General features: G+C 63.1%; 25 protein-coding genes. 13 read left to right on the forward strand and 12 right to left on the reverse strand.

What is annotated here, in order from left to right:
* Positions 1–85: 85 nt before the first annotated feature.
* From V5B39_RS10290 to V5B39_RS10340, 10 genes are all read right to left on the reverse strand, one after another.
* The gene (locus tag V5B39_RS10290) at positions 86–625 is read right to left on the reverse strand and encodes a hypothetical protein (protein WP_332342801.1); all 540 of its coding nucleotides are present in this window, start codon (positions 623–625) and stop codon (positions 86–88) included.
* 165 nt (positions 626–790) lie between these two features.
* Positions 791–1,990 carry a glycosyltransferase gene (locus V5B39_RS10300; protein WP_434735681.1) on the reverse strand — a complete coding sequence of 400 codons (1,200 nt, stop codon included), beginning with the start codon at positions 1,988–1,990 and terminating at the stop codon, positions 791–793.
* Positions 1,991–2,229: 239 nt separating this feature from the next.
* On the reverse strand, positions 2,230–3,588 hold the full coding sequence (locus tag V5B39_RS10305) for a hypothetical protein (protein ID WP_332342803.1): 1,359 nt from the start codon (positions 3,586–3,588) through the stop codon (positions 2,230–2,232).
* A complete protein-coding gene (locus V5B39_RS10310; RefSeq protein WP_332342804.1) occupies positions 3,575–4,156 on the reverse strand; it encodes an acyltransferase in 582 nt (193 codons plus the stop codon). Before V5B39_RS10310 ends, V5B39_RS10305 begins: the two co-directional genes overlap by 14 nt.
* Complete coding sequence (locus V5B39_RS10315; protein ID WP_332342805.1) at positions 4,157–5,389, reverse strand: lipopolysaccharide biosynthesis protein; 1,233 nt, start codon at positions 5,387–5,389, stop codon at positions 4,157–4,159. It abuts the gene before it with no gap.
* A 93-nt stretch (positions 5,390–5,482) separates the two neighbouring features.
* A complete protein-coding gene (locus tag V5B39_RS10320) occupies positions 5,483–5,740 on the reverse strand; it encodes a HypC/HybG/HupF family hydrogenase formation chaperone (protein ID WP_332342806.1) in 258 nt (85 codons plus the stop codon).
* Positions 5,741–5,753: 13 nt separating this feature from the next.
* Positions 5,754–8,054, reverse strand: a complete 2,301-nt coding sequence (hypF, locus tag V5B39_RS10325; RefSeq protein ID WP_332342807.1) for a carbamoyltransferase HypF — start codon at positions 8,052–8,054, stop codon at positions 5,754–5,756.
* A gap of 1 nt (position 8,055) precedes the next feature.
* Positions 8,056–9,078 (reverse strand): hydrogenase nickel incorporation protein HypB, encoded by a 1,023-nt coding sequence (gene hypB, locus V5B39_RS10330; RefSeq protein WP_332342808.1) that lies wholly within the window; start codon positions 9,076–9,078, stop codon positions 8,056–8,058.
* A gap of 21 nt (positions 9,079–9,099) precedes the next feature.
* On the reverse strand, positions 9,100–9,441 hold the full coding sequence (gene hypA, locus V5B39_RS10335) for a hydrogenase maturation nickel metallochaperone HypA (protein WP_332342809.1): 342 nt from the start codon (positions 9,439–9,441) through the stop codon (positions 9,100–9,102).
* Positions 9,434–10,435, reverse strand: a complete 1,002-nt coding sequence (locus tag V5B39_RS10340; RefSeq protein ID WP_332342810.1) for a nickel-dependent hydrogenase large subunit — start codon at positions 10,433–10,435, stop codon at positions 9,434–9,436. The genes hypA and V5B39_RS10340 overlap by 8 nt, the downstream gene beginning before the upstream one ends.
* Before the next feature lie 171 nt (positions 10,436–10,606).
* Between V5B39_RS10340 and ccmA the strand changes: the two genes are divergently transcribed.
* The 9 genes from ccmA to ccmI all read left to right on the forward strand — a co-directional run bounded on the left by ccmA (position 10,607) and on the right by ccmI (position 17,811).
* Positions 10,607–11,239, forward strand: coding sequence for a cytochrome c biogenesis heme-transporting ATPase CcmA (gene ccmA / locus V5B39_RS10345; RefSeq protein ID WP_332342811.1), 633 nt, complete (start codon positions 10,607–10,609; stop codon positions 11,237–11,239).
* A 12-nt stretch (positions 11,240–11,251) separates the two neighbouring features.
* Complete coding sequence (gene ccmB / locus V5B39_RS10350) at positions 11,252–11,920, forward strand: heme exporter protein CcmB (RefSeq protein ID WP_332342812.1); 669 nt, start codon at positions 11,252–11,254, stop codon at positions 11,918–11,920.
* A 17-nt stretch (positions 11,921–11,937) separates the two neighbouring features.
* Positions 11,938–12,687: a heme ABC transporter permease CcmC gene (gene ccmC / locus V5B39_RS10355; RefSeq protein ID WP_332342813.1), complete on the forward strand. Its 750-nt coding sequence runs from the start codon at positions 11,938–11,940 to the stop codon at positions 12,685–12,687.
* Between the two features lie 4 nt (positions 12,688–12,691).
* Positions 12,692–12,919 carry a heme exporter protein CcmD gene (gene ccmD / locus V5B39_RS10360; protein WP_332342814.1) on the forward strand — a complete coding sequence of 76 codons (228 nt, stop codon included), beginning with the start codon at positions 12,692–12,694 and terminating at the stop codon, positions 12,917–12,919.
* Positions 12,916–13,395 carry a cytochrome c maturation protein CcmE gene (gene ccmE, locus V5B39_RS10365; protein WP_332342815.1) on the forward strand — a complete coding sequence of 160 codons (480 nt, stop codon included), beginning with the start codon at positions 12,916–12,918 and terminating at the stop codon, positions 13,393–13,395. The genes ccmD and ccmE overlap by 4 nt, the downstream gene beginning before the upstream one ends.
* A 139-nt stretch (positions 13,396–13,534) precedes the next feature.
* The gene (locus V5B39_RS10370) at positions 13,535–15,532 is read left to right on the forward strand and encodes a heme lyase CcmF/NrfE family subunit (RefSeq protein WP_332342816.1); all 1,998 of its coding nucleotides are present in this window, start codon (positions 13,535–13,537) and stop codon (positions 15,530–15,532) included.
* Positions 15,533–15,542: 10 nt separating this feature from the next.
* Entirely contained in the window at positions 15,543–16,127 is a 585-nt protein-coding gene (locus V5B39_RS10375) for a DsbE family thiol:disulfide interchange protein (RefSeq protein WP_332342817.1), read from the forward strand.
* Entirely contained in the window at positions 16,124–16,609 is a 486-nt protein-coding gene (locus tag V5B39_RS10380; RefSeq protein ID WP_332342818.1) for a cytochrome c-type biogenesis protein, read from the forward strand. The genes V5B39_RS10375 and V5B39_RS10380 overlap by 4 nt, the downstream gene beginning before the upstream one ends.
* Complete coding sequence (ccmI, locus tag V5B39_RS10385) at positions 16,606–17,811, forward strand: c-type cytochrome biogenesis protein CcmI (RefSeq protein WP_332342819.1); 1,206 nt, start codon at positions 16,606–16,608, stop codon at positions 17,809–17,811. Before V5B39_RS10380 ends, ccmI begins: the two co-directional genes overlap by 4 nt.
* A 154-nt stretch (positions 17,812–17,965) precedes the next feature.
* Here the strand turns inward: ccmI and ilvN are convergent, their stop codons facing one another.
* Together ilvN and ilvB are read right to left on the reverse strand one after the other, a co-directional pair.
* A complete protein-coding gene (gene ilvN / locus V5B39_RS10390) occupies positions 17,966–18,274 on the reverse strand; it encodes an acetolactate synthase small subunit (RefSeq protein WP_332342820.1) in 309 nt (102 codons plus the stop codon).
* Positions 18,275–18,277: 3 nt separating this feature from the next.
* Positions 18,278–19,996 carry an acetolactate synthase large subunit gene (ilvB, locus tag V5B39_RS10395; protein WP_434735682.1) on the reverse strand — a complete coding sequence of 573 codons (1,719 nt, stop codon included), beginning with the start codon at positions 19,994–19,996 and terminating at the stop codon, positions 18,278–18,280.
* 642 nt (positions 19,997–20,638) lie between these two features.
* On the opposite strand from ilvB, the gene V5B39_RS10400 reads away from it, so the two are divergent.
* The 4 genes from V5B39_RS10400 to V5B39_RS10415 all read left to right on the forward strand — a co-directional run bounded on the left by V5B39_RS10400 (position 20,639) and on the right by V5B39_RS10415 (position 25,585).
* A complete protein-coding gene (locus tag V5B39_RS10400; RefSeq protein ID WP_332342822.1) occupies positions 20,639–22,063 on the forward strand; it encodes a DUF2252 domain-containing protein in 1,425 nt (474 codons plus the stop codon).
* 41 nt (positions 22,064–22,104) lie between these two features.
* Complete coding sequence (locus tag V5B39_RS10405) at positions 22,105–23,814, forward strand: SulP family inorganic anion transporter (protein WP_332342823.1); 1,710 nt, start codon at positions 22,105–22,107, stop codon at positions 23,812–23,814.
* Between the two features lie 352 nt (positions 23,815–24,166).
* Positions 24,167–24,736 carry a potassium channel family protein gene (locus tag V5B39_RS10410; protein ID WP_332342824.1) on the forward strand — a complete coding sequence of 190 codons (570 nt, stop codon included), beginning with the start codon at positions 24,167–24,169 and terminating at the stop codon, positions 24,734–24,736.
* A gap of 27 nt (positions 24,737–24,763) precedes the next feature.
* Positions 24,764–25,585: a hypothetical protein gene (locus V5B39_RS10415; protein WP_332342825.1), complete on the forward strand. Its 822-nt coding sequence runs from the start codon at positions 24,764–24,766 to the stop codon at positions 25,583–25,585.
* Positions 25,586–25,721 lie beyond the last annotated feature (136 nt).

The raw sequence follows: 25,721 nt of genomic DNA on the forward strand, positions 1-25,721 counted from the left end.
CCGGTGGTAACAGCTTCGCTACCACCCGATCCTTCATCACTTGTCCGTATCTTGCCATTTCCTCACCTCGTTATTGCCCCCGGTTTCAGATCCTATCGAGGCGACAACTAGTCTGACACAGGGGGCCTGCCAGCAGGCGACGAGCGCATCCGCCATCGCCACGTTGAGCGCGGCCAATACCTGTGCGGTCTCCGCCGTACCCAGGGCGTGCTGGGCCAACCCAGTGCATCGCTTTGCGATTCCAGACTCCCGCTGGCGTCACCGAACCCTTGTCCAGGTTCCACTCGTCGGCGACGCGCTTCTGCTCGACGCTCAAGCGGCGCGCTACCCGCAGCACCTCACGCGCTTCTTCCCAGTAGCGCTCGCTGCCGAAGAGCGGCGGCAGTGGCGGCATCTCCCGGCCGTCAGCCAGCGCCCAAGTTCGCCATTTGCCGGCCAGCGGTTCGCCCGGATTGGCGAGATTGAGTGGTGGTGCTGCGCGCCAAAGGCGCGGAGCGGGCGGCGGACGATCCGCCGGGTTCCATGTCGCATCGCCGCCATCGTCGAGGGCCCGCCGGATCGCGTCGGTGGCGGCGCGGCGGCCCGCTGCGCGCGCGAAAATGTGAAAGTCGCGTATGCGACTCAAGAATCTCCCCTCCTCCCTCGCGGGGGAGGGGTCGGGGGAGAGGGAAACGGTCATGGCTTTCATGATCGGGGGTGCCTGGAAAAGTCATGACCGTTAGATCTTCGGTGACAGCGTTCTGGACGGCCTGGACGAAGTCCCGGCGTTTGTCCCGCAATTCCTGGATCGTCATGGTCGCGGCAGTGGCCCGGAATCTGAGGACAAATTCACCATGGCGGCGAACATGTTTCGATTCGCCTCGACGTTTCCAGCATGTTCCAGGTATGCCGCGGCGGCAGTTCGAGCCGCTGCTGACACTTCCGCGAATCTTGCCGTGTCCCAGCGGACGGCTTCGTTCAGGGCTGCGACAAAGGATTCTGGCCGAGAAAGCGGGAGCTCCCAGCCGTACCCCTTTTCCTGCAAGCCTCGCCAGGGGGTGGCATCGCTGATCAGGATTGCACAACCAGCAGTCATGGCTTCGAGAATGACGTGCCCGAAGTTCTCGCCCAGCGTCGGGAACAGAAAGACGTGGTATTTGCCCAGCATGGTGACGACCTCCTTCGACTCGATGGACCCCTTCTGGGTGACCTGCAAAGTCGTCGGTGCCGTCTCGATGATCGCCTGGCATTCATGCCAATAGGCCTGGTCTTCGAGCGGTCCCCAGATATCGAACGCGATGCTTCCGGAGACCTCCGAGAGAACCTTGAGCGCGTAGTGCAGGTTCTTCTTGCGCGCCACTCTCGACAGGAAGGCTACCCGCAACTGACCGGACTGTTTCTCCGGCAGAGGATTGACGACGCCCCCCTGGTTCGTTGAAAGATTGCCGGCAACGAAAAACTGACCTGACCCACGCCTGCTATCCGAAGGCAACGGAAAATACGCCGAGATCTCCGATTGCTCACGCGGCGTCGAGGCGTGCCAGCAGACTCGATCGTAGTACCCCAGCAGTCTCGCGACCGCCAGGTAGCCCTGTTTTTTCCTGCGTTTCAGGTTCAATGCTCCGGGCGAGAATTCGCCACGCGGAGCAAGCAGTACCGGGGTTCTTCTGCGAAGCATCCTGAGTGCCAGCAGAACCTTGATCGTGTGACTGGAGAAGAAACTGTTGAGGTACACACACGCCCAGTTCCCGGAAAGCAGGTTCATCAAGTCGTTCCATGGCGGCAGGCCCGAGTCGGTATAAAACACATGTCCCTTGCCGACCCTCACCCACTCTCCAAGTTTTATTCCCTCGTATTGCTGCGACTCACCCAGATCCTTCGCCGAAGTCACCACGTAAAACGAAAAATCGTCACCCAGCAGGTCGACGATGCTGGCAATGCTCTTGATCGGTCCTCCTGCCTTGTAGCCCGGAAGATAATAATCACTGAAGACCAGAATCCTGGATTTCATATTGCAAATGTCGTTTCCGTGAAGGGGTCGAAGCGAACGGTCATGATTTTTCCAGGCACCCCCGATCATGAAAGTCATGACCGTTTTCCTCCCTTGCAGGGCGCATTCCGGCTTGCACGCCGGGATTGTTCGATGGGTGCGGAGCCGTGCTCCGCGAAATCCCGCCTTCGTTCCCGCGAGTGGGAGGGGAGATGAGTGAGTCGCATACGCGACTTTCACATGAAAGGATGGCACCAGCCTCACACCAATCGAGCGAATTTTCCACTCCTCCTGTAGCGCAGCATGACCGAGCAGAACAGCCAGGCAATCAGTAAACTGGTCAGAAACTGGGCGAGTCGCAGATTTGTCAACTGAAAATTGAGAAGGACCATCAAAAAGACATACAGGCTAAAAAAGGTTCTTCTCGACATCATCAACGAATACGAGAAACGAATGATCATTCCCAGGATGAACATGCCGATCACCACTCCCAACAAGCCGGCACTGGCATAGCCGATGCCGATGGTTTCCGGTGGCGTGGAGGAAGGGTACATTTTCCAGAACGGTGTTGGCGGAATCACGTTCCATCCCTCCATCAAGCTTCGGATATAAACGCCATCATCGACAGGAGGCTTGTCAGGAAAGAACGTGCTTGGTATCGGAGCATACAGCAGATCGATGTACGAGCGTCCCCACCAGTAGTCGTTCTGATCGAAATGCTGGATGATGAACATATAGGTATCGACATAACTCAACTGGATGACAAAGATGTTCACGTTATCCAGAACATCTGCAAACAGCTCGCCTGGACGATTCATATAATACTCGAGAGCATCCCCCTGCCTGAGCAGCAAAACGCTGACGAAATAGAATGCCACGAAAAAACCCAGGGCGACATGAGAGGGTTTGACCGAATTTATTTTCTTGATGCTGTAATGCCAGGTCAACAACAGCATCAGCAGCAAATGCAGAAGGTGCTTCCTGCCTCCAAAAACAGTATAACTGATCGCCGCGATGACGAAAAAAAGTGCCAAACAGATTTTTTTCCCCACTCCATTGCCGTATTGAAATGAATATGCCATCAGGAGTACGCTGAAGGCGAGCATGGCATTAGCCGCGGTTGATAGATAGCCGAGGCCAGCGGTGAGACTGGTACGATCGCCCAGGTTGAGAAGCAAAAACTCCAATCCGCCGACAAGCTGCACCTGTACGATCCACAAGGCCATGCCAAGCAGAAGAGCGATGACGGCGGCTCTCAGGATCGTGCTCTCCGACAGGGCAGGTACCACGGGTACACCGACGGATGAAACCCAGCCAAACGACAGCCGTCCGGCAGTCAGATAGCCGGCAAAAACACACAGATACGCCACCCCCTGAACAAATGTGTATTTCAGGAACAAATCATTGAACTCGTTGTAGCGAATATGCTGGGCAACTGGAGGATACATGACCGAAGGGTCGAAGGAGAGAAGCAGCAGATACGGAACCGTCGTCACGAAGCTCAATATCGAATAGGTTCGCAGCGGAGCAAAAATCCCCTGACCACGCTCGATCGCCCAGGGAATCAGCAGGAATCCGGTCATGATCATGATCGCCAGAAACCTCTCAATCATTGCCAAGCCTGCGTACCACCCGTGCGGGATTGCCAGCGACCACGACATAGGGGTCAATCGATTTGGTCACCACGGAAGCAGCAGCCACGACGCTCCCCTCGCCAATGCTGCTGCAGTTTTCCATGATGATGGCGTGCGCGCCGATCCACACCTTTGCGCCGATTGTTTTAGGTATGCCTTTAGGACGGGAGTGCGGGTCTGTCCCGTGCGTGTGCGAGTAGATTGTCACGCCTTCCGAGATCAATGAGTATTCCCTGATCAACACACCACCGGTATGATCGATTTTGACCCCTCGATTGATCTGCACCTGATCCTCGAGGAAGAGATTTCCGTCAATGGTCTCCGACACCAGGGTGGCGTCACGGCAGATCAGACAATTCTCACCCACAGCGACCTGCCTTGGGTTCTCGATCGATACGCCAATCTCGACAAGGGAATTCCGGCCCAGGCGCAACAAATGCAGCTTCCACCACAAGGTGTTTATTTTATTCCCGATCCTCCTCATGATCCGGAATGGCAGGCGTACAAGCGCGAGGAAAATACCGCTTCTCCGCAACAGATAGGATATTGACATTCAGCCCGTGCCTTTCCGGAGCGTCATGAAGAGCAAACCCAGAGACGCAGCCAATCTTGCACCCATGCCTATCACCAACGCCCAGGCGATGCCATTGATTCCGCCTTTGCTCCCAAATCCGGCAACGGCGATGCAAACGGCTGAGATGGCCAGCCAGTTTGCCAGCAACTGGTGTCCGAACCGACGGGCAGCATTGAGCATGCAGCCTGTCAGGCCGGCAGCGTACCATAGGATACTGGCCAGCATGACGATCACCAAGCACGGCTGATACGCGATGTATGGCTCGCCATAAATGAAGCCCAGCAATTGCTCGCCATAAAAAACCGATACGATCAGGCCACAAACTCCGACACCCGAACCCAACAGGACCGCCATCAGGCCTACGCGACAAAATTCGGACCATTCGTTGTTCGCAAAATGCCGGGCCATCCGCGGCGTCGCCGCATTTCCCAAGGCACCGGCAACGGTCCCTCCAGCCACCATCAGATAAGCAATCGCGGAGAAGTACCCTAATTTTTCGAGGCCAAAAAAATACTCGACGGCGTAGCGAGTGATGTTCGGTGTCAATGAATCAAGAAGGGCCACGAAACCCAGCGGAAAGACGACCTTGAGCAAACCCAGACATTGCGCAGAGCGGATCGGAGGGTCGGTTCCGGCAACCGACAGATCTCGAAGATTTCGTGCATCAAAAACCACCAGAATTGCCAGCCAGACCGACAAGACAACCCCGAGCGATTCCGTCAGCGACCCGAGGTAGTCATAAGCCGGTAGCAGCAGCAAGACCGTACTGACTCCCCTCAGAATTAATGACCTGGAGATCAGGTCATTGCGCTCCTGCTGCTGGAAGAATCCATAACAGACATCACTCAGTGACTCCACCAGTTTCATCAGTGAAACCATGATGATGGCGATCAGTACATAGGTTTCGGTCCGGTACAGAAAAAAGGCCACGAATGAAATGATGACCAGCGCGGCGGTGCTGGAACAGACACGCAATATGAAATAGTCCTGAAGATCGAATTGACGTTTCTGATCGGTGGCAATGGCCACCCGCAGATTCATGCCCAGAAAAAGCATCACCGGTGCAGAAATGGCCAGGGCCAGCGAATAGACGCCGACGTCCCGAGCATTTCCGAGGCGGGCAATAATGATCAGCATCAACCATTGACACAATGCATAAACAATGTTGCCGACAAGACTCCATGAGAAGTTTTTCCGCAGGGAATTAGCCATGCACGCCCCGATCACAAGAAGGCCGGTGGGTCCTGGTCCATTGCACAGAAGAGGCTTTCGACCGGCTCAGGCCGAGCGCTGAAGCTTGCCGACCTAGCGGATCGCTTCACCTGCAACGCCGGCCTCCTGCAAAGCCGCTTCGCCGAGTTCGGCAAACAGTACCAGGGTTTTTTCGGCCTCTTCCGGATCGAGCCGGGTCAGCGCGTAGCCGACATGCACGATCACGTAGTCACCGACGGCGACGTCTTCCACGAGCGCCAGTGAAACCTCCTTGCCGACGCCGGCAACATCGATCAGCGCCCGCTCATCCGGCCGCAGTTCGACGATCCGGCAAGGCAGTGCAAGACACATGTTCAGCGCTCCTCTAATGGCCCAGCAGATGCTGCAGGGCGATCCAGGCCTGACCGACCGATAGTCCACCATCGTTGGGTGGCACCTGGCGCGCTTCCACCAGTTTGATTCCTTGCGCGCCGAGGCGAGCGCGCAAGCCACGCACCAGCACCTGGTTGAGGAAACAGCCGCCGCTGCCGACCACCGCCTTTTCGTCAGGCGCCAGGACTCGCACCCAGTCGGCAATGGCGGCAGCCAGCGTGGCATGGAACAGCGCGGCGCCCCGCTCGGCATTCTTTTCATCCGCGAGTACCGCCAGCAGCGGCAACAGGTCGAGGCGGCCCTGTTCGATCCGCCAGCCCTGATCGAGCGGCAGAATGTCGCCGTAACACTGCGCCAGACCTTCCATGAACATCGCCGCCTGCCCTTCGTAGGCCATCACCGACCGGATGCCCAGCAGGCCGGCAGCGGCATCGAAAATCCGGCCCATGCTCGTCGTCGGCGGACAATGGATGTCGCCCGCCAGCATCTGCGCAACTGCCGGTGCGGCCTGCTGGCCGATAAAACGTTCGCTGATTTCGCGGTTGCGACCGAGTTGGTGCAGCACTGCCGCCGCCATTCGCCACGGCTCGTTGGCGGCGCGGTCGCCACCCGGCAGCGCGAGTGACGATAGATGACCGAGACGCTCGAAGCGGGTGCCGTCAACACGCAACAATTCGCCACCCCAGGCCGCGCCATCGGTCCCGAGGCCAACGCCGTCGAGCGACAGCGCCAGGTGTGCGCCCTGCAGGCCGTGTTCGGCGAGCACTGCCGCCGCGTGCGCATGATGGTGCTGGATGCCCAGCAGCGGCAGGTGACGCTGCTGGGCAAAGTCGGCGGCAAAACGTGTCGAATGGAAATCCGGGTGCAGGTCGTGCGCCACGATCGCCGGTTCGGCACCCAGCAGTTTCAGCAACTGCGCGACGCTTTCCTCGAGGAAATCGCAAACGGCTGCATTGTCGAGGTCGCCGACATGTTGTGAAACGTAGGCTTCATCACCACGGGTCACACAAATGGTGTTCTTGAACCAGGCTCCGACCGCCAGCACCGAAGGTCCGGAGACCGGCAATTTGATCGCGCGTGGCGTGTAACCGCGTGCGCGACGGATGAACTGCAGGCCGCCGGTGGTAATCCGCGCGACGCTATCGTCGCAACGCGTGACGATGTCGCGGTCGTGCATCAGAAAAGCGTCGGCGATCCCGTAGAGACGCAGCAGGGCCTCGCTGTTGCCGACCACCAGCGGTTCGCCACCGGGGTTGGCGCTGGTCATGACCAGCGCGAGATCCTGCGCACGTTCCAGCCAGCCGACCCCTGCCGGGCGTTTGGCGGCCTCGTGGAAAAGCAGAAACTGCACCGGCGTGTACGGCAGCATGACGCCCAGCCAGGCCAGGCCAGGGGCGACACCGGGCAAGGCGTCGTCGCAACTGCCGCGTTTGCGGAGGAGAATTGCCGGGCGTGTCGGCAGCGCCATCAGACCCGGTTCGCCGATGCCGATCTGGACCAGCCGAGCGGCCGAAGCGGCATTTGCCAGCATCACCACAAAGGGTTTCTCGTCACGCTGCTTGCGCTCGCGCAACAAGGCGACGGCGACCGCGTTGCGGGCGTCACAGGCCAGATGAAAACCGCCCAGGCCCTTGATGGCGACGATCTTCCCCTGGCGCAGCAGGGCCAGGGCAGTGGTGAGCGGGTCGTCGGGCAGGCGGTGTCCTTCGCCGTCGAGCAGAAACAGATGCGGCCCACATTTCGGGCAGCAATTGGCCTCGGCATGAAAACGCCGGTCCTCGGGCCGGCGGTATTCATACTGACAGCGGTGACACATCACAAAGGGTTTGAGGCTGGTGCGCACACGGTCGTAGGGCAGGCTGCGGCTGATGGTGTAGCGTGGCCCGCAGTTGGTGCAATTGGTAAAGGCATAACGCCAGCGAGGACTGCCAGGGTCGAACATCTCGGTCAGACAATCACGGCAGACCGCCGTATCGTGGCCGATCATCGTCGCGGCCCGGCCGCTGCGGCTGTCGATGATCACGAAGCCTTCGCCGCCGCGCGCCGACACCGTATCGCGGGTGGTCACCGAGTTGACCCGGGCCAGCGGTGGCGCGTCGAGTTCCAGACGCTCGACGAGACGCTGCACCTGTGCAGCGGCGCCGCGAACCTCGATTTCGACCCCGCGCGAATCGTTGCGTACCCAGCCTGCAAGACCCAGTTCCCGGGCCAGGCGCCAGACGAAAGGACGAAAACCGACGCCCTGAACGACCCCACTGACGCGGATGTGCTGACAAACGATGGACTCGGACATCTCAGCCTCCCGCTGCCAGCCGTGCTTCGAGTTCGGCGATGCGGCGCTGCAGCGACGCCATCGTCACCCGCTTCTGCTCCCGGCGTGCGCTGCAGCCGGCTCGTAGCCAGGCCAGCCACTGCTCGCAGCCCTCGCCCGTCGTTGCCGACAAGGGAATCACCTGCAAGGCCGGATTGACCTGGCGGGCATAAGCGATCGCCAGATCGCTGTCGAAGGAAAGATGGGGCAGCAGATCGACCTTGTTGAGCAGCATCAGCGAGGCCGCATGAAACATGTTCGGATATTTGAGCGGTTTGTCTTCGCCTTCGGTGACCGACAGGATCACCACCTTGCAGGCTTCACCGAGATCGAATGCCGCCGGACAGACGAGATTGCCGACGTTCTCGATCAACAGCAGCGAGTCGTCGGCCGGCGCCAGCTCGTGCAGGGCATGGCCGACCATATGCGCGTCGAGATGGCAACCCTTGCCGGTATTGATCTGCAGCGCGGCAACGCCGGTAGCGCGAATCCGTTCGGCGTCACGACTGGTCTGCTGATCGCCCTCGATGACGGCAATCGACAGTTGTCCCTTGAGTGCGTCGATGGTACGGCAGAGCAGGCTGGTCTTTCCCGAACCGGGGCTGGATACCAGATTGAGCGCGAAAATCCCCTGCTCGTCGAAGCGCCGGCGGTTCTCGGCTGCGTAGCCATCGTTCCTGGCGAGAATGTCGCGTTCGATCTGTATCAGCCGTGATGGTGTCGTTGCCGACCCCTGCGCGGCCACCGAGGCATGCGCATGGCCGTGCGCAGCGTCGTGGGCATGGTCATGGTCATGCACGTGCCGCCGGCCGTCGGCGTGCAAATGGGCCTGCCCATGCCGAGCGCCGACGGCGCGGTAGCTCATCCCGGCCGGAATCTCCCCGGCGCCCTCGCCATTCGGCGGCGGAACCGACGCCGAATGGGTTGCCTGTACATTCCCAGGCCCGGACAGGGCCTTGCCATCGACATGGGTCTCCCCGGTGCCACAACCGCAAGTGGTACACATCTTTGTGCTGTCTCCTCATTGTTATTCGACTTCCAGTTCCTTCACCCGCATCTCGGTCCCCCCGGTCGCTTGAACCGGGTGCCCGCCGCAGGCCGGACAAGGGTCGTACAGCGCCGCAAGCGGCACTGTCATATTGCAATTAAAGCATAAACCTTGGCCGGCGACCTCGATGACCTCCAAGATGGCGCCTTCGGCGAGGGTGCCGCGACTGACGGCATCAAAACAGAAGCGCATCGCCTCGGGTTCCACGGCAGCCAGCGCACCGATTTCGAGTTGCACCAGGCGCACGCGCTGAAACGACTGTGCGCGCGCGGCGTCCTCAACGATCTGCAACACCCCCATGGCCAGCGACATTTCATGCATCGACGATCCTCAATTCGGAGGGAACGCACGGATCGAGCGACAGGGCCAGGCGAGCGGCCCTGATCCGTGCCTCGTCGCGGGTCTGTGCCGGACAACCGGACATCTCGCGGAAAAACGCGCCTTGCGGATGAAAATTCCATTCGGTCGGCGCAATGATCCGATAGTCCTCGACGCAGTCAGCCGCGAGTTCGACGCGGTGGAGCAAGGTCCCCCGCGCCGTTTCGACGCGTGCCAGACCGCAACCGACCGCGACGACCGTGGCATCGACGAGCGCCGACAGGCGCGACGGGTCAACGAGTCCTGCCGCCAGCCAGCGCAATTCGAGCAGGCGCGCTGCCAGGCGCGCCTGGATACGCTGGCCGTCGGCAAGCAGGAGGGCCACTCCGGGGTCGCCGGCGTGTCGAGCCAGAACCCCGGTTTCCGCAGCCTGACCGGCAAAGGTCGGCCGCGTCGCGAAATCCTCAGGATCGACCAGCGGGGCCCACTCGGCGGCAGAAAGTTGTGGCAGCAACGCGACCGCAGCGGCGGCCAGTTGGTCGTCAAACGGCGGTGCTTCCAGGTCGGCCAGCCAGTTCGAGAGATCGACCCCGAGTGCCGCGACCGCCGCGGCATCGACGACCGCCAGCAGGCGCTTGCGCCAGAGACCGAACTCTTCGATCCGCCTGGCTCGACCGGGTTTCTGCAGCAGGGGTGGCCAGGCCATCAACAAATGGGACAGGTGTTCGACGATCGCTTCGACCGCAACCGCCAACCCCAGATCCTGGGCCTCATCGACTGCCACGCAGCGACCCTGCGCCGCCTGGATGGACAGGCGCGCAGCGGCATTCTGGGCATGGCGGCAGAGACTGAAAACACGCGGAATGATCCCGGAAACTCGCGCCACCGGCAGCCCACGCAGTGCTTTGGCCAACATCGGCCGGGAGGAAACGATCTCGGCCGACACAATTTCTTGGCCGTCCCACGCCAGTGTCAACTGCAGAACGCCTTGTTCCACTGCCACGCTCCCGGAAGAACCTCGTGAAGAATACGCAAAGCCACTGAATCGATTTTGATTTTCGTCAATCCGGGGCTAAACTCCCGCCTTCACAATATGCCCTCGCCGGTTTTGACCCGGCCTTGACCCGGTTTTGACCCGGTCCTGACCATTTCCCGGATCACCCTCTGCATGCTCGAAGCTTCGAATCTGGAATGCATACGCGGCGAACGCCACCTGTTCGCCGGCGTCAGTTTTCGGCTCGCAGGCGGCGAGATGCTCCATTTGCAGGGAAAGAACGGTTCGGGAAAAACCAGCCTGCTGCGCATGCTCTGCGGTCTCACCCCAGCGGCCGGTGGCGACATTCGCTGGCGCGGCCGGCCGATCGGCAAACTCGGCGACGAGTTCCGCAGCGAACTGTGCTACCTTGGCCATCAGAACGCGATCAAGGAGGAACTGACGCCGCTGGAGAATATCCGGTCGTCGGCCACCCTGGCACAGGAAACGCTCGACGAGGACGCGGCGCTCGATGCCCTCGAACAGCTCGGACTGCTTAGCCGCGCCGACCTTCCCTGCCGCTACCTGTCACAAGGGCAAAAGCGCCGCGCCGCGCTCGCCCGGCTGGTGCATGAGAGGCGCGCGCTGTGGGTGCTCGATGAACCTTATGTCGCCCTCGACGCAGCCGCAGTCGAGCTGATCTCCGGCCTGATCGGCGCGCATCTGCAACGCGGCGGTCTGGCGGTTCTGACCACTCACCAGGCGGTTGCCATACCGACCGCAGCGCTGCGCGAGTTGTGGCTCGGCGCCGATGACGCAGTGCAATAGCGGTTGTCGTTGATGCTAGAATCGATCCGCGCCGTCATCGGTCGCGACCTGCGACTGGCGATGCGGCGGCAGGCCGACATCGTTGCGGCGGTGTTCTTTTTCATCATCGTCGTCAGCCTGTTCCCGCTGGGTGTCGGACCCGAAGCGGCGCAACTGCGCCGGCTGGCGCCAGGCGTGCTGTGGGTGGCCGCGCTGCTGGCGACGATGCTCTCGCTGCCGCGCCTGTTTGCCGACGATCACCGCGACGGCACGCTCGAACAACTGGCGCTGGCGCCGCAGCCGCTGGCGCTGATCGTGCTCGGCAAGGTCATCGCGCACTGGCTGGTGGCCGGCCTGCCACTGGTCCTGCTGGCGCCGCTGCTGGGCATTCAGTTCGACCTGGCCGGCGACGCGCTGGCGGTGCTGACCTTGTCGCTGCTGATCGGCACGCCGGCCCTGTCCGGGATTGGGGCGATCGGCGCAGCGCTGACGCTCGGCGTGCGCGGCGGCGGCGTGCTGCTATCGCTGCTGGTCCTGCCGCTGTATATCCCGGTGCTGATCTTCGGTGCCGGGGCAGTCGATGCGACGCTGAGCGGACTCGGCCCGCAGGCCCATTTGTCGCTGCTTGGCGCGCTCGCGCTGGGCGGCGTGTTTTTTGCGCCGTGGCCGACTGCCGCGGCCCTGAGAGTCGCCCTGGAATGAGAGTAGCCCTGGAATAGATGAGTAAGCGCGTAATCAACTGGTTCAGATACGCCAGCCCACAGACCTTTTACCCGCTCGCCGGCAAGCTGATTCCCTGGTTCTGGACGCTCGCCGCGATCTTCGGCGTGCTCGGACTGACGATCGGCTTTCTGCTGGCGCCGACCGATGCACAGCAGGGCGAAGGGTATCGAATCATCTTCCTGCATGTCCCGGCATCGTGGATGTCGATGTTCATCTACCTGGTGATGGCTTTCTGGGCCGCCATCGGGCTGGCTTTCAACTTCCGCCTGTCCGGGATGATGGCCTCGGCGCTGGCGCCGACCGGCGCCCTTTTTGCCTTTCTCTCGCTATGGACCGGCGCACTATGGGGCAAGCCGATGTGGGGCACCTGGTGGGTCTGGGATGCGCGCCTGACTTCCGAACTGATCCTGCTCTTCCTCTATATCGGCTTCATCGCCCTGCAGGCCTCGATCGACGATCCACGCCGCGCCGACAAGGCCGGCGCGATCCTCGCGCTGGTCGGCGTGGTCAATGTTCCGATCATCTATTTTTCGGTCAAGTGGTGGAACACCCTGCATCAGGGCGCTTCGGTCAGCCTGACCAGAGCCCCCAGCATGGCCAGCCTGATGCTCTGGGGCATGCTGCTGTGCGCCCTGGCCTGCTGGATGTACAGCATCGCCATCGCCCTGATGCGTGTCCGCACCATCATGCTCGAGCGCGAGCGGCACACCGACTGGGTGCGCGAGCTGCTCACCGACCCGGAGTAGAAGAATGCCCGGCATACACTGGAACAGTCTCGCCGACTTTCTGGCGATGGGCAACCACGGTCTCTATGTCTGGGGATCGCTGGCGGTGATGGCGCTGCTGATGCTGCTGGAACCGCTCCTGCTGTTGCATGACCGGAAGAAACTCGTCACCCGTCTGAGGCACCAATACCGTGCCGAGCGAACCGAAGCCCGGCGCAAGCGCGAAAACAGTTCCCGCAGGAGTCCGAATTGAAACCACGTCACCAACGCATGGCGCTGATCATCGGCGGTCTGGCGCTTCTCGGCCTGGTCGCAACGCTGGTGCTCAATGCCTTCCAGAGCAATCTGGTGTTCTTCTTTTCGCCCACGCAGGTGGCCGCCGGCGAAGCGCCCAGGGGCAAGAGCTTCCGTATCGGCGGCATGGTCAAGGAGGGATCGCTGCAGCGCCAGCCCGACGGCGTGACCCTGCGCTTCGTCGTCACCGACACCGACAAGGACATGACCGTCGCCTACAAGGGCATCCTGCCGGATCTTTTCCGCGAGGGAAAGGGCGTCGTCGCGCAGGGCAAGCTCGCCGAGGATGGCGTCTTTGCCGCCACCGAGGTGCTCGCCAAGCACGACGAGAACTACATGCCGCCGGAAGCCGCCAAGGCCGTCAGCGATGCCCACGAACGCGCAGCAAGCAACAAGGCAGCGGCGGAAGCCACCGCCAGGACCCTCAAACCGTAACGGTCATGGCCATTCCAGCCCCCCAATAATGAAAGCCATGACCGTTTCCCTAACCCCCCCTACCCCCCTCTCCCGCAAGCGGGCGAGGGAAGTTTCGTGAGTCGCGGGCGCGACTTCAACTCTTACTGACGACACGATCATGATCCCGGAAATCGGCCACTTCGCCCTGATCCTCGCGCTCTGCGTCGCCCTGACACAGGGCACGCTGCCGCTGCTCGGTGCCCACCTCGACCGCCAGCCATGGATGGCTCTGGCCCGGCCGACGGCGATCGCGCAGGCCCTGCTGCTGGTGACGGCTTTCGCCTGCCTGACCAGCGCCTTCGTCGACAACGATTTTTCGGTGCTCTATGTCGCCCAGCATTCGAACACGCTGCTGCCGCTTCAGTACCGTGTCGCGGCCGTCTGGGGCGGGCACGAAGGCTCGCTGCTGCTGTGGATGCTGATGCTGGTGCTGTGGTCGCTGGCCGTCGCGCTGCTGTCGAAGCCCTTGCCCATCCCCCTGGTGGCGCGCGTGCTCGGCGTTCTCGGCCTGGTCAGCGCCGGTTTCCTGCTGTTCATCCTGCTCACCTCGAACCCCTTCGAGCGCCTGCTGCCGGCGGCCGAAGAGGGGCGCGACCTCAACCCGCTGCTGCAGGACCCCGGACTGATCATTCACCCGCCGATGCTGTACATGGGCTATGTCGGATTCTCGGTGGCTTTCGCCTTCGCCATCGCCGCACTGCTCTCGGGTCGGCTCGACGCCGCCTGGGCACGCTGGTCGCGACCCTGGACCACGGCGGCGTGGATCTTTCTGACGCTCGGGATCGCACTCGGGTCGTGGTGGGCGTACTACGAACTCGGCTGGGGCGGCTGGTGGTTCTGGGACCCGGTGGAAAACGCTTCCTTCATGCCCTGGCTGGTCGGCACGGCGCTGATGCACTCGCTGGCGGTAACCGAGAAACGCGGCAGTTTCAAGAACTGGACGGTGCTGCTGGCGATCTCGGCGTTCTCGCTGTCGCTGCTCGGAACCTTCCTGGTCCGTTCCGGCGTGCTGACTTCGGTGCATGCTTTCGCCACCGACCCGACCCGCGGCATCTTCATCCTCGCCTTTCTGGGAACGGTCATCGGCAGCTCGCTGGCGCTGTTCGCCTGGCGGGCGCCGAAGGTCGGTCTCGGCGGACGCTTCGGCCTGCTCTCGCGCGAGTCGCTGCTGCTCACCAACAACGTGCTGCTGGTCGTCGCCTGCGCCTCGGTCCTGCTCGGCACGCTCTACCCGCTCCTGATCGACGCGCTTGGCGCCGGCAAGCTCTCGGTCGGCCCGCCCTACTTCGACGCGGTATTCGTGCCGCTGATGCTGCCGGCGCTGTTCCTGATCGGCGTGGCGCCCTTTGCGCGCTGGAAGCACGCCAGCGCCGGCGAACTCGCGCGCACGCTGCGCTGGGCTTTTCTCGCGGCGGCCCTGGTCGGCCTCGGCGCCCCTTTCCTGTATGGCGAATGGAAACCGCTGGTCGCCCTGAGCCTGCTGCTGTCGGCATGGATCGTTCTTTGCGCCCTGCTCAATGGTGTCGAACGCGTGCAGGCGACGCGCGCCGGCCGGTCCTTCCTGGCCACCGCCCTGCGGCAGCCGCGCAGCTTCTTCGGCATGCATCTGGCGCATCTGGGCGTCGCCGTCTTCGTCGTCGGCGTCACCCTGGTCGGCGCCTATCAGTCCGAGAAGGATGTCAGGATGGAGGTCGGCGACAGCGTCGGCGTCGGCGGCTACCACTTCCGCTTCAACGGCGTTCGCCCGCAGCAAGGACCGAACTACCGCGCGCTGGTCGGCGACATCGACCTCTTCAAGGACGGTGTGCCGGTGCGCAAGATGTTTCCGGAGAAGCGTTTCTACGTTGCGTCATCGATGCCGATGACCGAAGCGGCGATCGATACCGGCTTCCTCCGCGACGTTTATGTCTCGCTCGGCGAACCGATCGACAAGGCCAGGCCGGACGCCGCCTGGGTGGTGCGCGTCTACCACAAACCCTGCGTCGACTGGATCTGGGGCGGTTGCCTGCTGATGGGCATCGGCGGACTGCTGGCCATCAGCGACCGCCGCTACCGTGTCAGGGCGCGCGCCGGCGCGCCTGCCGCGGCCGCCGCGGCGCTCGCCCAGAAAGCATAGGAGACGGACCATGAACCGATTTCTCTGGCCGCTGATCGGCTTCGTCGTACTCGTCGCGCTGCTCGCCGTCGGACTCCGGCTCAACCCGCGCGACCTGCCTTCGCCGCTGGTCGGCAAAGCGGCGCCGCCGTTCTCGCTGTCGCGCCTCGACGCGCCCGCGCAGTCGTTCTCGCCGCAGGACATGCTCGGCAAGGTCTGGCTGCTCAATGTCTGGGCGTCGTGGTGCGTTTCCTGCCGCCAGGAACATCCCCTGCTGGTCGAACTGGCGAAGCGCCAGACGGTGCCGCTGATCGGCCTCAATTACAAGGAAGTGCGCGGCGACGGCAGCATCGACATCGACCGGCTGCCCGCCGGCAGCGAACGGAAAATGGTCATCGAACGCGCCGCCGACTGGCTCGCCAGGCACGGCAACCCGTACACCCTGTCGGTGCTCGACATCGATGGCCGCGCCGGCATCGACTACGGCGTCTATGGCGTACCGGAGACCTACGTCATCGACCGGGCGGGAATCATCCGCCTGAAGCACACCGGCCCGATCACCCCCGAGGTCCTCTCCGGCAAGATCCTGCCGCTGCTTTCGGAACTGTCGAAATGAGATTCTTCCTGATGCTTCTGCTGCTCGCCGTGTGCAAGCTGCACATGCCCTTCCTGCACGCCGGCGAGGCCCGGCCACTGGCGGCAGACGAGCAGACCGAAAAGCGCCTGATCGCAATTGCTTCCGAATTGCGCTGCCTGGTCTGCCAGAACGAATCGCTCGCCGGTTCGCAGGCCGAACTCGCCAACGACCTGCGCCGCGAAATCCGCACGCTGATCCAGGACGGCAGGAGCGACGCCGACATCATGGAATTCATGGTCAGCCGCTACGGCGACTTCGTCCGCTATCGGCCGCCATTGAAGGGAACGACGCTGCTGCTGTGGTTCGGCCCGGGCCTGCTGTTCGTCGCCGGCCTGACGGCACTGCTGGTCTACCTGCGCCGACGCGACCGGGCGATCAGCGACCCTCCCCTGAGCGCCGACGAGCAGGGCCGCGCCGAAGCGCTGCTGCACGAGCAGGATGCACGGCAAGGACAGCCATGACCGCCTTCCTCATCGCCGCAGCCCTGCTGGTCGCCGCCGTCATCGCCCTCCTCCTGCCACCGCTGCTGCGCACACCACGGTCTTCGGGCCGTACCGACCAGAGCGAAGCCAACCTCGCGATTCTCCGCGACCAGCTCGCCGAACTCGAACGCGAACGCCGCGACGGTTCGCTCGCCGAGGCCGATTTCACTCAGGCGAAAAGCGAACTGCAACGCCGTCTGCTCGAAGAAATGCCTGCGCCGACCGCGCCGACGACCGCCGACGGCGGCGGTCGCAGGACCGCGCTGGCCTTGCTGGTGCTCATCCCGCTCGCCGCTGCCGCCGGCTACGCGCTGCTCGGCGATCCGCGCGCGCTCGACCCGCTGCAGCGGCAGGCGCGCATCGCCCCCGCACAGATCGAGGCCATGCTCGACGGCCTCGTCGACAAGCTGCAGAAGAACCCCGACGACCCCCAGGGCTGGGTGATGCTGGCCCGATCGTACAAGGTGCTCGAACGTTTCCCGGAAGCGGCGCAGGCCTACGAACGCGCCGCCGCCCTGGTTAACCAGGACCCGGCGCTGCTCGCCGACTACGCCGATGTCCTCGCGCAGACCCAGGGCGGCAGCCTGCAGGGCAGGCCGGGCGAACTGATCGAACGCGCCCTGCGGATCAACCCCAGGGAACCGCAAGCGCTGTTGCTGGCCGGCGCTGCCGCCACCGACCGCCAGCAGTTCGCAGCCGCCGCCGACTACTGGTCGCGCCTCCTCGAACTGGTCGAACCCGGCTCCGAGGAAGCCGCTGCCCTCACCGCCGCGATCGGCAAGGCGCGCGAATTCGCCACCGCCCAGGCCGGCGGCAGCGCAAAACCCGGCGCCAGCGCCGGCGCCGTCAGTGGTGAGGTGACGCTGAGCGGCAAGCTCGCCGGCACGGTCCAGCCCGGCGACGTGCTGTTCGTCTTTGCACGCGCCGAGGAAGGACCGCGCATGCCGCTCGCCGCCAGACGCGCCAGCGTCGCCGACCTGCCGCTGCGCTTCGAGTTCGACGATTCGATGGCCCTCGCCGGCGGCAAGAAGATTTCGGATTTCGCCACGATCCGCATCGAAGCGCGGATTGCCAAGGCGGGCCAGGCGCAGAGTTCGAGCGGCGACCTCTTCGGCACCCTCAGCGGCGTCAAGCCCGGCAGCCGGAATCTGCGCGTGCTGATCGACCAGGTGCAACCCTAGCTTGAGTGCGCACGCAGGCGCTGGTCGGAGTCGTCAGCAGCGTTCTTGCCGACTGTCTCCCGCCCCTGCCCCACCAAACCAATCTGCCCGGCGGGCGCTGCCGGATGCCGCCCGGCCGAGATCCCGGCAGCCCGCCCTGCAAACCTGGCTCTGGCTAGCGAAAGAACTCCTCCAGCCGCACAAACACTTCATGCTCGGCGCCATGCCGGCGCACGGCCAGGACATCTTCGAGCTTCTCGATCTGTTTGACCATCTGGTCCAGTCGTTCATCCTCGTTGACCAGCAGCCAGATGCGACTGGTCACACCGCTGCCGACCGGCATCACCAGGATGCCTTCGACGTTGTACGCTCGCCGCGAGAACAGGCCGACGACATGTGACATGACGCCGGCGTGGTTATTGACATCCAGTTCGAGCACCGTGCGCGACAGTGCCTGGTTTTCCGTACGGGTAATCGAGTTCATCGTTCAGCCTCCGATCATTTCCTTGTTGGCCGCACCCGGCGGCACCATCGGCAAGACCTGCTCGTGCATGGCGATGCTGGCGTGGATCAGCATCGGGCCCGAGGACGACAGCGCCCTGGCCAGCGCGGCCGGGGGATCGCTCTCCCGGTCGAGATCGATGGCAGGCACTCCGAACCCCTCGGCGACCCGGACGAAGTCGGGCATGCCCTTGAATTGGGAAGCGTAGATGCGCTCGCCGTAAAACAGCGTCTGCTGCTGGAAGACCAGGCCCAGCGAGGCGTTGTTCATCAGCACGATCTTGACGTTCACCCCTTCCTCGGCGGCCGTGACCAGTTCCTGGATGTTCATCAGAATGCTGCCGTCACCGGTAAAACAGACCACGGTGCGCTGCGGTTCGGCGAGCGCAGCGCCGATCGCCGCCGGCATGCCGAAGCCCATCGTGCCGAGCCCGCCGGAGGTCAGCCATTGCCGGGGTCGGCGCAGCGGATACGCTTGCGCAACCCACATCTGGTGCTGACCGACGTCGGTGGCGATGATCGCCTGGTCGTCGAGGCAATCGGCGACGGCACGGATCAGGCCGTAAGGGGTGCGCGGATCATCGATGCCCGGCATGCGCAGCGGATGCCCGGCCTTGAGGCTGGCCACCCGCGCCAGCCAGTCCGCACGTGCCGGCGTCTCGATCGCCGGCAGCAGCATCGCCAGGGCCGCGCCGACGTCGCCGGCGATGCCGATGTGTGCGGTCTTGATCTTGTCGAGTTCGGAAGGGTCGATGTCAATGTGGATGATCTTCGCCTGCGGGCAGAAACCGGCCACCTTGCCGGTTGCCCGGTCGTCGAAGCGGGCGCCAACGGCAATCAGCAGATCGCACTCGTCGAGCGCGAGGTTGGTGCAGCGCGCGCCGTGCATGCCGAGCATGCCGAGCGACAGGGAATGATCGACCGGCATCGCACCGAGCGCCATCAGGGTCATGACCGTCGGCAGGCGGGCTTTTTCGGCGAGCGCCACGGCCGCTCCGGAAGCACACGAATGCACGACACCGCCGCCGAGGTAGAGGATCGGCCTGGCGGCGGCGTTGATCATCGCTGCCGCCGCCTCGATCAATTCGCTGGACGGTGCCGGCACACGGTCGGCACGGCCCGGCTCGGGCCATTCGTCGACCTCGACGAGCTGATTCTGCACGTCCTTGGGAATATCGATCAGGACCGGCCCGGGACGCCCCGAAGCGGCGATGCAGAAGGCGCGAGGAAGGATGCTCAGCAGTTCGTCGGCCGAACCGACCAGGAAGTTGTGTTTGGTGATCGGAATGCTCAGGCCATAGGTATCGACTTCCTGAAAGGCATCGGTGCCGATCATCGGCCTGGGCACCTGCCCGGTGATCGCCACCAGGGGAATCGAATCCAGTTTGGCATCGGCAATCGCGGTCAGCAGATTGGTCGCGCCGGGGCCGGACGAGGCCATGCAGACCGCCGGTACGCCGGTGGCGCGCGCCATCCCCTGGGCCATGAAACCGCCGCCCTGCTCGTGCCGGGCGAGGACATGGTGGATCAGCGCCGATTTCGACAGGGCGTCGTAAATCGGCAGGATGGCGCCGCCGGGAATACCGGTCAGCGTTCGGACGCCCTGGCGTTCGAGCAGACGGACGACGATCTGGGCGCCGGTGAGGGTTTCGGGGGTTTGTTGGGACAAGGGAATCTCCTCAAAATGAACGGCTACCTTCGGCATCGCCAAAGCTGACCGTGAAAGTCGCTTCGGCGACTCACAAAACTCTCCTCTCCCGCGTGCGAAAGAGGGATCGGGGGTGAGGGATACGGGATAGGGTCATGACCGTGGGTCCGGAAATGAAAACCCCCGCTCGGCTTGCACCGGCGGGGGGTTTCTGGAATTTTCTGGGCTTCGACTTATCTTCTTCCGACCCTCGACGGTGTGTCAGGCTCTACACGTAGCACGCGTACGACCAGTACGGCGACCGCAGCACCGCCCACGGCAAAACCCGCAAGCCGGGCCATAGCCAGCAGTTGAGCAGGGTTTTGGAAACGGCACATCGTCGTCAGCCTCAAGTCCAGGAGGCCCCATTAGAACCGAGGACCGCGAGAAATGCAAGCCTTGACAGGGTAAATTTATTCTGCCCGTAACCCGTTGATTTTCAGTTCTTCCTGCGGGAGCGAGCAAGCCCCCGAGCGGTCACTCCAACGGCGGTTTAGAAGCCTGATTGGACGAACGAATCTGGATTCCGGCGGACGCCGGAATGACGGTGGGCGGTTAGAACCCCCATTTGCCCTGCTGTCACGGGTGACTCTGCTGGTCAATGCTTTCTGGCGAGTCTATACTGATTTTCTGGCGGTCTTTCACAGGGAGGGTTGTACGATGTCGAAGAACAAGTTCGATGACCCGCAGGAAAGCGCCACCGCAAACACCCAGGCGGCGGTTCTGTCGCCGCAAGAGCGCCGCGCACAGGGAAGCGCGCTGCGCGACGTGGTGCCGCGCGAGGCGCAGGGCGGATGGAAGCCGCCCAGGAAGCGGCGCGATCCGATGCAAATCCTCACGGAATCGAACGAGGGGCGGATGCCCGAACTCGTTCCGATCCGCTTTGGGCGAATGCTGCAGTCCCCGTTCACCTTTTACCGCGGTTCGGCGGCAATCATGGCGGCCGACCTGGCGTCCACCCCGAATTCCGGACTCCGGGTGCAGGCCTGCGGCGACGCGCATCTGCTGAACTTTGGCGGCTTTGCAACACCCGAGCGGCAAGTGGTCTTCGATGTCAATGACCTCGACGAAACGCTGCCCGCACCTTGGGAGTGGGACCTCAAGCGTCTGACCGCGAGCATCGTCATTGCCGCGCAGTATCTTCACCTGAAGGAAAACGAGGCCGCCAGGGCGGCGACGGCGACGGTGCGTGCCTACCGCGAGCGGATGGTCGACTATTCGTCGATGCGCGCGCTTGGCGTTTGGTACGACAACATCCCGCTGGAGCGCGCGATCGCCGAGATGAGTGGAAGCAACGCCAGGCTCAGGAAGTTCGCCGCCAAGCGGCTTGAGAAAGCGCACCAGCAAAGCGCGGTCGAAAACGTCTTCCTGAAACTTGCCGAATATCACGGCGCATTGCCGAAGATCAAGGACAATCCGCCACTCATCTTCCACCCCAGCGAGGAACAGGCGCCGGGAATCCGGACGCAGTACCGCGAAGCCCTGGCCATGTACCGCGAGTCACTGCCGGAGCACGTGCGCGTGCTCTTCGACCGTTTCCAGCTCTGCGACCTGGCGGTCAAGGTCGTCGGTGTCGGCAGCGTCGGCACCCAATGCCTCGTCGCTCTGTTCATGGCCGCCGACAATGACCCGCTTTTCCTGCAGATCAAGGAAGCACGGGCATCGGTCCTCGAACCGTATGCGGGCGCGAGCCTGCATGCCAATCACGGCCAGCGCGTGGTTGCTGGACAGCGCCTGATGCAATCGGCGAGCGACATGTTCCTCGGCTGGACGACGGGGAAAAATGGCCGGCACTACTATTTCCGCCAGTTACGGGATGTCAAGATCAGCGCGATCGTTGAGGGATGGGACGTCGACCGCCTGACCACCTATGGCCGGCTGTGCGCGTGGGCGCTGGCACGAGCACATGCGCGTTCGGGCGACGCGGCGCTGATCGCCGGTTACATGGGTTCCAGTGCCGTCTTCGACGACGCGATCTGCGAGTTTGCCGTCGAGTACAGCGACCAGAATCAGCGCGACTACCGTGCCTTCGTCAGGGCGGTTCGGGAGGGACGGCTCGAAGTGCAACCTGAAGAAAATCCCTAAGTCCGATGGCAAATCAAGAACAAGTTCGGCCCGTTAGCACCATGGCACACGAGACTCCGGTTGGCGGCTGGCGCGCAGTGTTTCCGCCGGCACAGTGGCTCACTTCGTATCAGACGAAGTGGTTGGCGAACGATGCGATCGCCGGCGTGACGCTGGCGGCCTACGGCATTCCGGTGTCGCTCGCCTACGCCTCGCTTGCGGGGCTACCGCCGCAATACGGTATCTACTGTTATCTGGTGGGCGGCCTGTTCTACGCGCTGTTCGGCTCGTCGCGCCAGTTGGCGATCGGTCCCACTTCAGCGATCTCAATGCTGGTCGGCGTTACGGTCGCTGGCATGGCGCAGGGTGATCCGGAACGCTGGGCGTCCATCGCGGCGTTGACGGCGGTGGTCATCGCCGCCATGTGCGTGCTGGCGTGGCTGTTTCGCTTGAGTTCGCTGGTCAACTTCATCAGCGAAACCATCCTCCTCGGTTTCAAGGCGGGTGCCGCGCTGACCATCGCGATGACTCAATTGCCCAAGCTGTTCGGCGTCAAGGGCGGCGGGCACGGCTTCTTCGAATCCGTTGTCACTCTGGCTGGCCAGCTCCCCGATACCCACTTCGCCGTGCTCGCTTTCGGTCTTGCCGCGCTCGCCGTGCTGCTGCTGGGGGAAAAATTTCTGCCCGGCCGCCCGATCGCCCTCTTCGTGGTGGTCGTCTCGATCCTCCTGCTGTCGGTGACCCCGCTGGGCGAACTCGGCTTCAAGATCGTCGGCGCATTGCCGCAGGGACTGCCCGACTTCAAACTCCCGGATTTGCGGGTGCGCGATGTGGACGGGGTGATTCCGCTGGCGTTCGCGTGCCTCTTGTTGGCCTACGTGGAAAGCGTTTCTGCCGCTCGTGCCCTGGCGCAGGCGCGCGGCTACGAGATCGATGCGCGCCAGGAACTTCTCGGTCTGGGCGCGGCAAATCTGGCAGCGGGGCTGTTCCAGGCCTACCCCGTGGCCGGAGGCCTGTCGCAGTCGTCGGTGAACGACAAGGCTGGCGCCAGGACGCCGCTGGCGCTCGTTTTCGCCTCGCTGACGATTGGCCTCTGCCTGCTGTATCTGACCCGGATGCTGCACAACCTGCCGAATGTGGTTCTCGCGGCGATCGTGCTGGTTGCCGTCAAAGGATTGATCAATGTTGGCGAACTGCGCCACGTGTGGCGGGTCAGCCGTTTCGAGTTCGGCGTCTCGATGGTTGCATTCGCCGGCGTGCTGGTGCTTGGCATTCTCAAGGGCGTGATCGTTGCGGTCCTGGTGTCACTGCTGTTGCTCATCCGGCGTGCCGCGCACCCGCATGTGGCGTTCCTTGGCCACATCCCCGGTACCCGGAGTTACTCCGACATGGAGCGTAACCCGGACAACGAGGCTGTTCCGGGGGCGTTGCTGTTCCGTGTCGAGGCCTCTCTGTTGTACTTCAATGCCGAACATGTGCGTGATGCCGTCTGGCAAAGGATTTGCACGATGCCCCGACCGTTGACCCTGGCAGTGTGCGATCTGTCCACTTCACCCGCTGTCGATCTGGCTGGCGCGCGAATGCTGAGGACGCTGCACGCAGAGCTTGAAGCAGCTGGCATTCGCCTGCGGCTGGTGGCGGCGCATGCGGCGGTGCGCGACCTCCTGCGCGCCGAAGGACTCGAGGAAAACTTCGGCGACTTCGGTCGCCGGATCACCCTGGCGGACATCATCGACGAGTTCCAGGGGCGGGCGGAGACAGCGGCGACCTGACCAAGACCGTCGCGGTCCCCGCAGCAGCCACGACAAAAAACTTGGCATTGACGTTGCTGTTCCGGTTAACGGTCATGACTTTTCCAGGCACCCCCGATCATGAAAGTCATGACCGTTTCCCTCCCTTGCAGGGCGCATTCCGGCTTGCACGCCGGAATCGTTCGATGGGCGCAGAGCAGGCTCTGCGAATTCCCCATCTCACCCCCCGGCCCCTCCCCCGCGAGTGGGAAGGGGAAATTCGTGAGTCGCTGACGCGATTTTCACATTAACATTGACGTTCTGAAGCAATGCCCTGATCACGGCGCTGATCCTGCTCGGCCTCGCCATCGAGGACAGCGCCAGTGGCAAGAGCGTGCTCCAGGGCGCCGCCGTGCGCACCATGCTGTTCGTCGGCATCGCGCTCTATGCCTTGGCTGATCGAACGTTGGCGTGCCCGGCATACCCCGTTACCGATTTCTGTCACCGTCACCAAAGAGAACTCGACATGATCCTCGGGAACTTCGCCATCGGCTTGCCCGTCATGCTGCTCTGCATCGCCATCCAGGCCGGCGTTTCCTTCTGGTGCGTCCGCCACTACATCCGCTGCGTACGCAAGCGGCAAGATGGCGGAGCGACGAATCCGGGTATCCGCCCGTTGTTGACCGCAATGATCGCGATGATGGCCGGCACCCTCGTTCAGGTCGGGCTCTGGGGCTTGCTCTTCGTCTGGCTCGGCGAGTTCTCCGAATTCTACGAGGCGGTCTACCACTCGGCGGTCAATTTTGCTTCGCTTGGCTACGGCGACATCGTCATGCGCAAGCAGTGGAAGCTGCTTGGGCCGCTCGAGGCGATCAACGGCGTGCTGATGCTGGGCATGAGCGCGGCAGCCCTGATGGCGATCCTACAGCACCTGATCAAGATGCAAGTGCGGGAGGATTCTTGACTGCCGCCGCGTCGTCGATGACAGGCCATGATCCGCATCGTGCCGCCGTATTTCGGGCAGACGAATGGAAACACTTGGTCGATCTCCAAGGCTCGAGCGAGCGGCCACTGCGGCGGCGATCGCCCGGCCCGGCAGGCGATGGCCACTGAACCCGCAGGAACGGTCGTGCCGACAGGCGCCAGCCGTCTGTTGCGCGCACCGCGTGCGGCGGCGGTTGCCGGCATCCTCTTCTCGGTGCTGCTGATGATCAGCCTGTGGCTGCTTCGCGAATCGGTTCCCGAGGACCCGCTCGACGCCGGCGCCTGGCTCGCGACGAAGGCGTCGACGGTGGTCACGGCGCTGAATCTGGTTCCCTTCGCCGGCATCGCCTTCCTCTGGTTCATCGGTGTGCTGCGCGACCGGCTCGGAGCGCTCGAGGACAGGCTGTTGTCGACGGTCTTCCTCGGCAGCGGTCTGCTCTTTCTGTCCATGCTCTTCCACTCGGCGGCCGTCGCAGGCGGCTTGATCGTTTCTTACACCGTCGACCCGACTCGCCTGCTCGGATCGACGGCCTTTACGCTCGGCCGCGCGATCGTCTACGAGGTGATGAACATTTACGCGGTCAGGATGGCCGGCGTGTTCATGATGGTGACCTCGACGATGGCCCTGCGCACGCGTTTCATCGCCCGCTGGATCGCCTTCGTCGGCTACGCACTGGCCTTGCTGATGCTGCTCAGCAACCGCCACATCGAGCGGATCGTCCTGGTCTTCCCGTTGTGGGTACTGCTGGTCAGCGTGTTCATTCTGATCGACGAGTGGCGTCGGCCATCACGTGCTCCGCGTGACGCCGGGAGTCCAGTCAATGACTGACATCGGCTTCGCCGGCCCGTGAATCGGGCTGGCGACCGCAACGCGGGTATTCTTGAGAGGACTTCATCTGGAAATCTTCCCCCAGCAGCTAGGGATATAATCACCAGTGTGGCGTTTCCCGCTCCCCGTATCTCAA

Origin of the sequence: Accumulibacter sp. (assembly GCF_036625275.1) — a bacterium.
GTDB lineage: Bacteria > Pseudomonadota > Gammaproteobacteria > Burkholderiales > Rhodocyclaceae > Accumulibacter.